Below are 12,828 nucleotides of genomic sequence, written 5' to 3'. Positions count from 1 at the left end.
AAATTCTCCTTCGCCCTTTTCCCGCTGTGACATACTATCGGGAATGTCAGCAGACCTGAAACAAGGAGCGAATCATGAATATCAAGGCCGCCAGTCTGACCCCGGAACAAGCGCTTGCCTTGCTGGAAGCACGCTATGAAGCCTCGGTCACGGCGTTACGCAAAGCCATCGGCGACTATATCGACCATAATACGCTCCCCGATACCGAAGCCCGCGCGGAAGGTCTTTTTGTCTATCCGCAGCTGTCGGTCTCCTGGGACGGCGCCGATCATAAAGCCCTCAAAACGCGCGCCTGGGGACGTTTCACCCATGCCGGTTGCTATACCACCACCATTACGAATCCGAAACTGTTCCGCAACTATTTGCTGGAACAGCTGACCCTGCTGTACCAGGACTATGGCGCGCATATCAGCGTCGAGCTGTCGCAGCATGAGATCCCCTATCCTTACGTGATAGATGGTTCCACCCTGACACTCGACCGCTCGATGAGCGCCGGTCTGACGCGCTATTTCCCTACCACCGAGCTGTCACAAATTGGCGATGAGACCGCGGATGGCCTGTTCCATCCCACCGAGTTCTATCCGCTGTCGCACTTTGACGCCCGCCGCGTCGATTTTTCGCTGGCGCGTCTGCGTCACTACACCGGCACGCCGGCGGAACACTTCCAGCCCTACGTGCTGTTCACCAACTATACCCGCTACGTGGATGAGTTCGTCAGCTGGGGCTGCAGCCAGATCCTCGATCCCGACAGCCCCTATATCGCTCTCTCCTGCGCCGGCGGGATCTGGATCACCGCCGAGACCGAAGCGCCGGAACAGGCCATTTCCGATCTGGCGTGGAAGAAGCACCAGATGCCGGCCTGGCATCTGATCACCCACGACGGCAAAGGGATCACCCTGATTAACATTGGCGTCGGCCCGGCCAACGCCAAAACCATCTGCGATCATCTCGCGGTACTGCGGCCGGACGTCTGGTTAATGATCGGCCACTGCGGCGGCCTGCGCGAAAGCCAGGCCATCGGCGACTATGTGCTGGCCCACGCCTATCTGCGTGACGATCATGTACTGGATGCGGTGCTGCCGCCAGATATTCCGATCCCCAGCATTGCCGAAGTGCAGCGCGCCCTCTACGACGCCACCAAGCAGGTGAGCGGGATGCCCGGCGAAGAGGTTAAGCAGCGGCTGCGTACCGGGACGGTGGTCACCACCGACGACCGTAACTGGGAGCTGCGCTATTCCGCTTCGGCGCTGCGCTTTAATCTCAGCCGGGCGGTAGCTATCGATATGGAGAGCGCGACCATCGCCGCCCAGGGCTATCGCTTCCGCGTCCCCTACGGCACGCTGCTCTGCGTCTCGGACAAACCGCTGCACGGTGAGATCAAGCTCCCCGGCCAGGCTAACCGCTTTTACGAGGGCGCTATCTCCGAGCATCTGCAGATAGGCATCCGGGCGATTGACCTGCTGCGCGCCGAGGGAGATCACATGCACTCGCGTAAGCTGCGCACCTTCAACGAGCCGCCGTTCCGTTAATCGTCGATGACGTGGGAATCGTGAGATAAACGCTGACGTTACCCGCCAGGGAGCGTCAGCGTCCGGATAAGCGAAACAAACGACCCGGCGGTGTTTGTCCACGGAAGAAAGGCGGTAAACAGAAAAGCAAAAAGCCTGCTCGAAAGCAGGCTTCTTAAATTTGGCTCCTCTGACTGGACTCGAACCAGTGACATACGGATTAACAGTCCGCCGTTCTACCGACTGAACTACAGAGGAATCGTGTGAACGGGGCGCATATTATCGATGACGCCCGGCGCTGTCAAAGCCTGTTTTCAATAAAATGAATCGTTTGCCGAATTATTCTTCACTTTGCGCAAAAAATGGCGTTTAGCCTCGCAAACGGCTCAGCTTTCCTCCGATGAAGCCTTCACGCGCGGATATTTCCACAGCCAGCGGCCGCTCACCATGCGGAAATAAAACAGCACGCCGCGCACCGCCCAGTCGAGCACCATCCCTAACCAGACGCCAATCACCCCCATCCCCAGCACGATGCCCAGGGTATAGCCCGCCACTACCCGGCAGCCCCACATGCCGAGCATCGACACCCACATGGTGTAGCGTACGTCACGGGCGCCTTTAAAAGCGCAGGGTAAAGTCCACGACAGCGACCAGATCGGCATAAACAGGGCGTTGAGCCACAGCAGCTGTTTAACCACTTCTTTTACATCTTCTTCATGGGTGTAGAACGAGGCGATAAAGCCGGCGAAGGGGGCGCTGCCCCAGGCGATCAGCGTCAGAATGATCGTCGACAGCCAAAATACGTGCCAGGCCTGGAATTCAGCCTGACCAATCTGCCCTTTTCCCAGCCGCTTGCCGGTAATGATCGTCGAGGCAGAGCCGAGGGCGTTGCCCGGCAGGTTAATTAGCGAGGCCACCGAAAAGGCGATAAAGTTGCCGGCGATAACGTTGGTGCCCATCCCGGCGACAAACATCTGGGTCAGCAGCTTGCCGCCATTGAAGAGGACAGATTCGATACTGGCCGGGATGCCGATCCCCATCACCTCCCAGATAATGGCGAAGTTAAAGGGTTTGAAGTAGCCCTTCAGCGACAGCCGCAGCGCCGGATTGAGGCCCACCATCAGCACCCAGATCGTGGCTATCGCGCCAATATAGCGGGCAATGGTCAGCCCAAGCCCGGCGCCGACAAACCCCAGCCCCGGCCAGGAGAAGATGCCGTAGATGAGCACGCTGCTGATTAAGATATTGAGGATATTCATCCCGCCGTTGATCAGCAGCGGGATTTTGGTGGTGCCGGCGCCGCGCAGCGCCCCGCTGCCGATCAGCGCAATCGCCGCCGCCGGGTAGCTCAGCGCCGTCAGTTCCAGATAGGTCAGCGCCAGGTCCTTGACCTGGGCGGTGGCATCGCCGGCGACAAAATCAATAATCTCCTGGCCAAAGGCATGGATCACCCCCGCCAGCAAAATGGAAAACAGCGTCATAATAGCCAGCGACTGGCGCGCGGCCGCCCTCGCCCGCCGCCGATCGCGCTTGCCGAGGCTAAAGGCCACCACCACCGTGGTGCCCAGATCGATGGCGGCAAAGAAGGACATGATGACCATGTTAAAGCTATCGGCCAGCCCCACCCCGGCCATGGCCTCTTTTCCCAGCCAGCTGACAAGGAAGGTGCTCAACACCCCCATCAGCAGCACACAGGCATTTTCCAGCAGAATGGGCACAGCGAGAGGGCTGATTTCGCGCCAGTACAGCACACGATAACGCTGACGTTTTTTAAACCAGGATGTCCGTTCGACAGCCTGGCGTACGGCGGAGGTGACGTTCAAGAGAGACCTTAGTGAGAGATGTTGAAACAACATTTCAAATGATGATTGAGAAATGGATATCCTGCAAAGTATTTTCCGTAATAATTGTCGGAAATGACAACAAATTGTCGATGGAAGCGGCAGTTGCACCTGAACAGGCGAATTGATGTTTGACAAAAGTTTTTTCGCCGCTAAGATACGACTCCACACGATTCCTCTGTAGTTCAGTCGGTAGAACGGCGGACTGTTAATCCGTATGTCACTGGTTCGAGTCCAGTCAGAGGAGCCAATTTCCTGTTTGCATGCATCTTTGCGAATCCTTATCTGATATTGATTCAAGAGGTTAGCGTGAAAACTCTTCCCGGTGCATTTTGATTTTACCCTCCGCATCGGGAAAAATTGGTGGTCAAATCTGGGGTCAGGTTAGTTCGATGACGGAGTGACCCCCAAATGTCCCTTAACGACTCAAAAATCCGCAACTTAAAACCATCCGCAAAACCCTTCAAAGTTTCTGATTCTAACGGTCTGTACCTTCTTATCAAACCAGGCGGCTCACGTCACTGGTATCTTAAATATCGTATAAACGGCAAAGAATCCCGCATTGCACTGGGTGCCTATCCTGCCGTCTCCCTGTCTGATGCCCGCCAGCAGCGCGAAGGTATCCGTAAGATGCTGGCGCTGAACATCAACCCGGCACAGCAGAGGGCTTCTGAACGCAGAGCCTGCACACCAGAGAAGGTGTTTAAAACAGTGGCGCTGGCATGGCATAAAAACAATAAAAAGTGGTCGCAGAACACCGCTGACCGTCTGCTTGCCAGCATGAACAACCATATCTTTCCTGTAATTGGTCATCTGTCCGTCACGGAGCTTAAACCCCATCATTTCATTGACCTGCTGAAAGGTATTGAGGAAAAGGGCCTGCTGGAAGTCGCGTCCCGCACGCGGCAGCACCTCAGTAACATCATGCGCCATGCGGTCCATCAGGGATTTATCGACACCAACCCGGCAGCAAATCTTGATGGCGTGACGGCTCCCCCCATGAGACACCACTATCCCGCCCTGCCGCTGGAGCGGCTGCCAGAATTGATTGAACACATTGAAGCATATCATCAGGGCCGTGAACTGACCCGGCTTGCTGTCCTGCTGACGCTGCATCTGTTCATTCGCTCCAGTGAGCTGCGCTTTGCACGCTGGTCAGAAATTGATTTCATAAACAGAATTTGGACGATACCCGCCACACGCGAAGCCATTGTGGGTGTGCGTTATTCAGGGCGCGGTGCAAAAATGCGCACTGCTCATATCGTGCCCCTCTCACAGCAGGCTATAGCTATTCTGAAACGGATTAAGGAAATATCCGGGGCTTACGAACTGGTCTTCCCCGGCGACCATAACCCGTACAGGCCGATGTGCGAAAACGCGGTTAATAAAGCACTGCGCCTTATGGGATTCGACACGAAACAGGACATCTGCGGACATGGCTTTCGGGCAATGGCATGCAGTGCCCTGATGGAGTCTGGCTTATGGTCGCAAGATGCAGTGGAACGCCAGATGAGTCACCAGGAGCGCAACACCGTGCGTCTGGCTTACATTCATAAGGCTGAGCATCTGGAAGCCCGCAAGGCGATGATGCAGTGGTGGTCAGATTATATCGATACATGCCGGGTCGCATACGTACCACCTTTTAACACAGGGCGGGATAAAAACAACGAAGCTGCATGACCAATAACAAAAAGCTGTATCAGCATACCCTGGTACGGCTTTATTCATTTCTGATGGCTTGCCAACCCCTCCACCCCGACCCGTCGCTGCCTGTAGAAAGCTGTTACACAGCAACAACACGCTTGCGCCGTCAGCCCTGGCGTGCCATTTCATTTGAGAGCAAGGATCATCCCTACTGCCCCAGCGACGAGAACGGCATCAATGAGAAGCTCGAACGTATGCGTCTGGAGTTTCTGGACGAGACGTTTCGCAATCATCGAACCGACGAACAATGCGATGCCGATGGCAAGTCCATGTGTGAGGACAGGCTGCGCGAGTGCGCCCGATATACCGAACGTAGCTAGCTTGCCAGCGTAGAGCAGGATTGCGCTTGCCGCCTCTGATCCCAAAAATACGCCTCCACTCATTCCGTACCCGGTAAATACCGGCACGCTGAGCGGCCCGGTGGACAGCACGAATCCGGTCATAAACCCGACAATCGCCCCGGCCAAACTCATGTGCCAGAGATTCAAGTGGAGGTTCGATCGTCTGATGAGACGGCGCAGCGGGATCATCGCAAGGAAGAAAGCTGCCAGGAATACCTCCACTGTGCCAGGAGAAATCGTAAGTAACGTGTGCGCCCCGAGAACAGCCGCAGGAACTCCCGCCAACGAATAGGCAAACACCGGTCGCCAACGAATCTCATGCCACCAGACAATCACCCGTCCGATGTTGCCGAAAAGGGAGGCGATCGCCATAACAGGCACAGCAATCCGTGGCCCGTACGTGGCTACGAGGACGGGCAGCATGATTAACGACGAGCCAGTGCCGACGACACCGCTGAGTACTCCGGCACCGAGAGCGACGAAGAAGAGAAGTAAGAGTGCAATCATCGGCTTTAAGATCAACCAGGGCCATCGCTCGCAGCCGCAAGAAGCGGTACCAGGATGTCGCTGATCGGCGTTGGAATGCTGTGAACCCGGCCGCGACGCGCAATGACGCCGTTGCGGATATCCCATTCAAGCGGTCGGCCAGCTTCTCGATCCGTGAGTATGGAGGTGCTCATGTCTGCAGGAGCCGCCCGGAACTTATCGAGGATCTCCTGCGGCACTTCGTCTCCGAGTTCAGCGCCCTCTGCACGTGCCACGGCCAGGCATTCCTGCAGATAAGCCAGCGTAAGCCTGGCGATATCAGCACGGCCAAACATGCCTGAGCGGCGGTGCGTGAGTGCCATGAGTCCAGCCACCGCATTCTGCATCAGCTTGCGCCAGGCCAGGGAGCTGAAATTCGCGGCCAGATCTACGGAGCACCACGTGCCTTGCAGCGCTGCGGCCACTACACGGGAAGCTGGCGCGTCTGGCACGCTGAGGCGCGCCTCACCACGCAAGCGTACCGAGCCATCGGACTGCGCTTGCGCAGGGAACCACACGACAGCGGGAACGATCTGTCCGGGCAGAGAGTACGTAGCGAGCCTGTCCAACTGTTCGACCCCATTCTGGAGCACGCATATAACCGTCTCCGGGCCAGTCAACGCCCTGAGCCATTCTGCTGCCGCGTCGATTTGTGTGGACTTGACTGCCAGAAAGATAAGATCAACCCTGCGAGTGATTTGTGCCGGATTCGTCTGTACCGGACCGGGTACGGTGATAAAGCGGTTGCCATCTTGCAAGGTCAGGCTATCGCGGGGAGTACGTCCACACAGCAATGGTGTGCGGCCGACTTCGTGTAACGCCGCCGCGACTGTTGTGCCGATGGCACCTGGACCTAAAACAGCAACAACTGTATTGATTTCAGTGTTCATGAATGCGGACTCCTTGCAACAGAATCTAATTACGTGGTGGTTGTGCCCTTCCCAAAGGACATGTAATATATTACATATGAATAAAGAAAATGGTAATAGAATTTCAGAGGGTGAGCAGCGGTTACAGCAATGGCTTGGCAGCATTCACGCCCGAAGCGGCGACCTCGCTGCAAGTGAGGCTAAAGTTGTCGATCTCCTGCTTGTCGATCCTTTATTTGTCGGTACAAGCACGGCAGCACAGGTTGCCACCCGTGCTGGTGTATCACCGCCGACAGTAATACGCGCTGCACGAGCGATCGGGTTCACCGGGTTCACTGAACTTAAGATAGAGATTGCCCGGGCTCGTGGCACTGCCCAATTCTTTGCCCCGCCTGAAGTTCTTACAGCGGATGCGACGCTGGCATCAGTGCTGGAAACATCAATTCGTGCTGGTGTAGACGCACTGACTGCGCTCAGCGGTGCTATCGAAATCTCCGCACTTGATGAGGCGGTCGATTTAATCCAGAGCGCACGCCAGGTATTTGCATTTGGTGCTGGTCCCTCTGCGACGGTTGCCGCTGATGCGGTCTTTCGTTTGCGGACGGCGGGTGTGATAACCGTCAGTATCCAGGATTATTTATCAGCGATGATTGCTGCTCGTCTACTCGGTCCAGGCGATGTCATCATCGTCGTCAGTTCAACAGGGCGCACATCATCCACACTCTCCATCGCTGATGCAGCATCCTCGGCAGGAGCATCGCTTATTGCAATAACTAACCAGTACGATACCCCACTGGCGACACTCGCCAACGTTTCGCTCGTTGTTGGCGGAATGCCACTCCCGGCACAGATGGCCGCTGCCGGGAGTCGACTGGCCCAGCTCGTCGTTATTGATACGCTGGTCGCTGCTCTCACTCTGCGGGATAAAGAACAAAGTCGCCGGGCTGAACGGGCGGGTATTGATTTGCCCGATATGTCCTGATGCAGTTCAGCACGGTAGCAATGATTCTTACTGCTGCGGTAGCTCATGCAGTATGGAATATAGCCTCAAAATACAAGAGGGAAGACACTCTTGTGTTCGTCTGGGCGTACAGCTGTGCCTCAGCATTGCTGTGGGTCCCGTTCAGCCTCATTCTGATAGTTGAGGGACAACAGGAACTCGACTGGAGACTCGCTGTCGGCGCAGTTATCTCGTCTGCACTTCATATCGCTTATTCTCTAATCTTGCAGGCTGGCTACGAGCGCGCCGAACTGGGTGTTGTTTATCCGATTGCCCGAGGAAGTGGACCAGTTCTGACGATACTGTTTGCAACCCTTCTCATGGGAGAACGGATTTCACCAGGCGCTTTACTCGGCGCTTTTATCGTTATCGCTGGTATTTTCGTTGTCACCGGCAATCCGTTCAGGAGCGGAAGCCGACCACTACAGGGAATGCTTTGGGGGGCAGCGACAGGCACCGCCATCGCTGGCTATACACTCTGGGACGGTTATTCGGTAATCTCTCTGCACCTGGATCCAGTGCGCTACTACGCCAGCACACTCCTGCTACAGAGTCTGATTCTTACCCCTGGTGCGATGCGGCGACGAAATCGCATTCCAACTGCTGTACGTGTGGATATCATCCCAATCCTTATCATTGCTGTATGCTCTCCCCTTGCCTACATCCTTGTACTGACAGCCATGCAGAGCATGCCACTGGCACTCGTCGCTCCTCTCAGGGAAACATCCATTATTGTCGGCTCCCTTCTTTCGTACTGGCTTTTTCGTGAAAATCATCTGGCACGCCGGATTGCCGGTGCAGTGGTGGTGCTGACCGGCATCGCAATAATTAGCCTTTGATCGCTTCGTTGGATGCCAATCGTCGTCTTATTGTCAGCGTGGATCGTTCGTCGAAGTTCAGTTTTCATCACCAGTTTGATCGCAAAGCTATGCCACATAGCACTATTGGCTTTATAATCATTAACGGTAAAAGTGGTATTGAATAGTGATACTCCGATGCAACACATTCAACATGTAGCCTGATTCTGATAACCGCTTTCGTTAGAAATGGCTTACTCCATAGCGAGAGTTCGTGATGCTCAAAACAGAAGATCTCAACACTATGATATCAATTGATGAGATTCACTTTGCTGACTGGCAAATCTGGCCACAGCTAAGGATTCTGTTACATCGGGGTAAGCCAGTAAGAATTTCTGCCAGAGCTTTTGATGTTCTGGTTGTTCTGGTGAGTGCCAGAGGTAAAGCCGTAAGTAAAGAATCTTTACTTACGCAAGTGTGGGGAAATGAAATCGTCGAAGAAAATAATCTTCAGGCACAAATTTCAGCTATACGCCGCATACTGGGACATGACCGCCATCTACTGGTTACTGAATTTGGTTGTGGTTATCGCTTTAATATCAACAAATCGCCAACTGAACCGCTCTCTAAATCAAAAATACCTGAGCCCGCTATTACCCCTTTTCTAGCGTCGATTCTGGGGCGTGATAAAGCTGTGCAGGAATTATGCGCCTTATTGGATCAATACCGTCTGGTGACGATTACAGGCTCAGGGGGCGTGGGTAAGACTCGTCTGGCATGGGAAGTCGTCAGTCTTACACACACGCATTTTCCTGATGGAATATGTGTGGCTGAACTGGCTCACATCACCGAAGCATCCAGCTTGCTATCCGTTATTTCACAAGCGCTCCATCTTCCATTAGCTGCCATTCATAATGATGCCGATTCACGGCAACAGCTTGCACGGCGTCGATGTTTACTGCTGATTGATAACTGTGAACATGTAATTAATGAACTTGAACCAGTGATTACGTTGCTCCTGCACCTGGCTCCCCATATCAAACTGTTGTTGACCAGCCAGGTAGCGTTGCAGGTTGCCGGCGAGCAACAATATCTACTACCACCATTACAAGTTCCTGAGAGCGAAGAGGCTGATACCCAAGAGTTACTGAATTTTTCCAGTGTCCGCCTCTTTATCGAACGCGGGCAGGCAAATCGACATGATTACCATCCATCAGCCAGCGAACTGTCTTTGATTGGCGAGTTATGCCGTCATCTTGACGGTTTGCCGTTGGCGATTGAACTTGCGGCCTCCCGTCTGCCAGTCATGAGTGTCAAAGAGATCTATAGCCGACTGGAAGACCGTTTCCAGCTATTGAGCAATACGCACAGATCTCTGGAGCCCAGACATCAGAAAATACTGACCGCGCTGGAGTGGACTTATCAGTTGCTCAACACACGTGAACAACGATTATTTTGCTCTCTGGGGATCTATACCGATATGTTCAGTGTGAAATCAGTAAGCGACCTTCTGCTGATTAAAGACAAGCATCGCTGGCAGGTTGTTGACGATCTGCAAAGATTACTGGCTTTATCCCTGATTCAGGTCAGTACTCAGGTACCAGAGACCCGTTTCCGCCTGCTGGAAACCATGCGCCAGTTCGCATGCGATAAACTCAGGCAACAGGGTGAATATACTGTTCTTGAGGCCCGTTTTGCCGGTTATTATAAAGTTCTGGTAGAAGAGGCCCAAGGTGATTGGTTTATGCTGCCAACGGGACAGTGGCGTGAACGTTATAGCCATATGCTTAATGATTTGCGGAGTGTATTACAGCAAACGTTGACTGAGGGGGCCGATCCTTCTAAGGGGCTTAAGATATTACAAGCGATGACCCCTTTTTGGATTGAATATTCACTATACGATGAATGTCAGCGCCATATTTATCCTCTGCTTTATGAAAATACTTCGCAGGTAGTATTAACGCTACGCCAGAGAATGAATCTCAGCGCTGTAGCAGGTAAGGCGTCAACCTGGGCAAAAGGCCCTACGCCTGAAACACATTCAGCCTGGAAAACCGCGCTGACAATTGCAGAAAAGCTCGACGACAAAGAAATACGTTTACAGGCACATTACGGATTATGGTTGTATTATCTGCGTACTGGCGAGTTGGATAAAGCGCTTGAGCATGCGCAATCTATGTGCGAGCTAGCACGGTCCATTACCGACGAGGAGGCGATGGCAACCGGGCTGCGTATTCTCGGTGTATCCCTGCATTTTTTGGGCCGTCATGATGTCGGGCGTGATTATCTCCAGCAATCTCTTGATTGGTATGAACATGGTGAATTAAGCCACTCTTTCCGTTTTGGTCTTGATCAAGAGAGCGCCGGTCAGGCCTTTCTGTCTCGTTTACTCTGGTTACAGGGTGAGTATAAGGCCGCGAAACAGATGGCATGGCGCGGTGTTAAAAAAGCCGCTCGTTTGCAGCATGTCTGTTCTCTTTGCTGTGCACTGGCTGAAGGCGCTTGTATGACAGCAGCACTGGATCGTAATCCGCGTTGGGTTATAAAGGCCGCAAACTGGCTTATTCATCTGGCAAAAAGGCATGATTTATATTTCTGGAAGACATACGGCGAGCTGTTTCTTGTTTGGGCCAAACAGTTCAGTCATACCGATGTTAGTCAAACCACACTGTTTAGCTCGTTGCGGGCGATGGGATTAGATTGGCAATATTCCCCCTTGTTGTCAGAAATTGATACCGGGTTATCGCTGAGAGCCACCCACCAGGATCATGAAAACTGGTGCACGCCTGAGCTGATGCGTCTTTCTGCCACTCAATTACCTCCTCAGAAGCAACGCCTGCTGTTGGAGAAGGCCCTGGACAAAGCGCGTCAGCAACAGGCTCATGGCTGGGCCCTCCGTATTGCTTATTCATTGGCGACATTGCAGGCTGAAGCCGGGGAAAAATGGGCTGCTAAACAATTGATACAGGACGCTTTACATGATGTTGATGACTCAGACAATGCGACGGATGTAAGAAGTGCTATTGCGCTATGTGCCCGAATAGGGGCCTGAATATTTACGTTTTACGGCTATCAACATCCCCATGATCACGAGTCCGCCCCCTGCTGAAGAAATCAGCGCCCAGCTATGAGTTGTCTCCCATAACCAGGTGGCAGTCAGTGAGCCACATGCTCCGCCAATAAACATAACGCACATAAATAATGTATTAAGACGGTTTCTGGCATCCGGACGCAAAGAATAAATCGTGTGCTGATTAGCTATCAGTACACATTGCTCACCCGCATCCAGTAGTAGAATGCCCACCACCATACCCACAATACTGTTCCATCTCCAAAAAACAGTCCAGGCTAGCAGCATGAGTATCACACCAAAAACAACCATTCGGAATGGTCCCTGACGATCGCTGAAACTTCCCGCCAGAGGCGCACACAGAATACCGATTAACCCCAAAGCAGCTAGGGCGCCGGTTATCCCTGCACCGTAATCGTAGCGATAAGCTAACCAGAAAGGGAGCACGGTCCACAGCACGCTGAAGGAGGCAAACAGCATTGCTTGTGTAAGAGTTGCACCACGCACCTGCGGCTCGTTTTTCCACAGCAGTCCTAATGAACGTAATACCGCCAGATAGTTAAACTTTGGCGTTGACAACGACTGAGTAGGCAAAATGCGTAAGATGAAAAATATAGCCAGCAATGTCATGATCGCGCCGGACAAAAAGACGCCACGCCAGCCGAAATACTGACCAATAAGGCCTCCGATAGCCCGGCCAGCAAGGATACCTGCCAGGACACCGCTCATCACCGTACCAACGGTTTTACCTCGTGCAGAAGTTCTTGAGAGCGAGGCGGCAAGCGGCACTATCTGTTGAGCTACTGTTGCAGCCATCCCGGTAAGGAAGGAGAAGAACACCAACACTGTCGCCGTTGGGGATAACATCATGCCGATCATTGCCAGGAAAAGCACCTGCGCTTGACGCAGGATAAGCCGCTGACGTTCAATATAATCGCCCAGGGGGATCAGAAAGAATAAGCCCACCGCATAGCCTACCTGGGTGACCATGGGGATCAAAGAAACAGCTCCCCATTCATTGGGAAATGATCCGGCAATTAAATTCAGGACAGATTGATTAAAATAAATATTAGCCACAACAATACAACAAATAATTCCCAGCATAAGAATCCTGGTAGAAGAAAGCTCGTGATTGTCCGAACGCATTGACCACTCCTGGCACTAAACTCAATA

10 protein-coding genes and 2 tRNA genes are annotated in these 12,828 nt (G+C 53.3%); 6 read left to right on the top strand and 6 right to left on the bottom strand.

Annotated elements, in window-relative coordinates:
• Positions 1 to 74: 74 nt before the first annotated feature.
• A complete protein-coding gene (locus AB1E37_RS08505) occupies positions 75 to 1,529 on the top strand; it encodes an AMP nucleosidase (protein WP_004899241.1) in 1,455 nt (484 codons plus the stop codon).
• Between the two features lie 161 nt (positions 1,530 to 1,690).
• On the opposite strand, the gene AB1E37_RS08500 is transcribed toward AB1E37_RS08505, so the two are convergent.
• The 3 genes from AB1E37_RS08500 to AB1E37_RS08490 form a co-directional block, all read right to left on the bottom strand.
• Positions 1,691 to 1,766: transfer RNA gene (locus tag AB1E37_RS08500), tRNA-Asn, on the bottom strand.
• A gap of 128 nt (positions 1,767 to 1,894) precedes the next feature.
• Entirely contained in the window at positions 1,895 to 3,331 is a 1,437-nt protein-coding gene (locus tag AB1E37_RS08495; protein WP_004151469.1) for an EmmdR/YeeO family multidrug/toxin efflux MATE transporter, read from the bottom strand.
• Between the two features lie 34 nt (positions 3,332 to 3,365).
• Complete coding sequence (locus AB1E37_RS08490; protein WP_004225945.1) at positions 3,366 to 3,518, bottom strand: DUF5951 family protein; 153 nt, start codon at positions 3,516 to 3,518, stop codon at positions 3,366 to 3,368.
• Between the two features lie 5 nt (positions 3,519 to 3,523).
• Here AB1E37_RS08490 and AB1E37_RS08485 point away from each other — a divergent pair.
• Both AB1E37_RS08485 and AB1E37_RS08480 read left to right on the top strand, forming a co-directional pair.
• A tRNA-Asn gene (locus tag AB1E37_RS08485) sits at positions 3,524 to 3,599 on the top strand.
• A 161-nt stretch (positions 3,600 to 3,760) separates the two neighbouring features.
• A complete protein-coding gene (locus AB1E37_RS08480; RefSeq protein WP_004899245.1) occupies positions 3,761 to 5,029 on the top strand; it encodes an integrase arm-type DNA-binding domain-containing protein in 1,269 nt (422 codons plus the stop codon).
• Positions 5,030 to 5,178: 149 nt separating this feature from the next.
• On the opposite strand, the gene AB1E37_RS08475 is transcribed toward AB1E37_RS08480, so the two are convergent.
• Positions 5,179 to 5,901, bottom strand: a complete 723-nt coding sequence (locus tag AB1E37_RS08475; protein ID WP_032105408.1) for a sulfite exporter TauE/SafE family protein — start codon at positions 5,899 to 5,901, stop codon at positions 5,179 to 5,181.
• Between the two features lie 11 nt (positions 5,902 to 5,912).
• Positions 5,913 to 6,809 carry an oxidoreductase gene (locus tag AB1E37_RS08470; protein ID WP_032447707.1) on the bottom strand — a complete coding sequence of 299 codons (897 nt, stop codon included), beginning with the start codon at positions 6,807 to 6,809 and terminating at the stop codon, positions 5,913 to 5,915.
• A gap of 76 nt (positions 6,810 to 6,885) precedes the next feature.
• On the opposite strand from AB1E37_RS08470, the gene AB1E37_RS08465 reads away from it, so the two are divergent.
• The 3 genes from AB1E37_RS08465 to AB1E37_RS08455 all read left to right on the top strand — a co-directional run bounded on the left by AB1E37_RS08465 (position 6,886) and on the right by AB1E37_RS08455 (position 11,637).
• The gene (locus AB1E37_RS08465; RefSeq protein ID WP_004899254.1) at positions 6,886 to 7,770 is read left to right on the top strand and encodes a MurR/RpiR family transcriptional regulator; all 885 of its coding nucleotides are present in this window, start codon (positions 6,886 to 6,888) and stop codon (positions 7,768 to 7,770) included.
• Positions 7,770 to 8,627: a DMT family transporter gene (locus AB1E37_RS08460; RefSeq protein ID WP_004899257.1), complete on the top strand. Its 858-nt coding sequence runs from the start codon at positions 7,770 to 7,772 to the stop codon at positions 8,625 to 8,627. The genes AB1E37_RS08465 and AB1E37_RS08460 overlap by 1 nt, the downstream gene beginning before the upstream one ends.
• A 235-nt stretch (positions 8,628 to 8,862) precedes the next feature.
• A complete protein-coding gene (locus tag AB1E37_RS08455; protein WP_004899261.1) occupies positions 8,863 to 11,637 on the top strand; it encodes a winged helix-turn-helix domain-containing protein in 2,775 nt (924 codons plus the stop codon).
• On the opposite strand, the gene AB1E37_RS08450 is transcribed toward AB1E37_RS08455, so the two are convergent.
• Positions 11,614 to 12,801, bottom strand: coding sequence for an MFS transporter (locus AB1E37_RS08450; RefSeq protein ID WP_016530711.1), 1,188 nt, complete (start codon positions 12,799 to 12,801; stop codon positions 11,614 to 11,616). The genes AB1E37_RS08455 and AB1E37_RS08450 overlap by 24 nt on opposite strands.
• Between the last annotated feature and the right edge of the window lie 27 nt (positions 12,802 to 12,828).

The sequence above is a fragment of the Klebsiella sp. Shm-1 genome, from assembly GCF_040804525.1.
Taxonomy (GTDB): Bacteria; Pseudomonadota; Gammaproteobacteria; order Enterobacterales; family Enterobacteriaceae; genus Klebsiella; species Klebsiella pneumoniae.
This window is presented reverse-complemented; position numbering and strand designations above follow the sequence as displayed.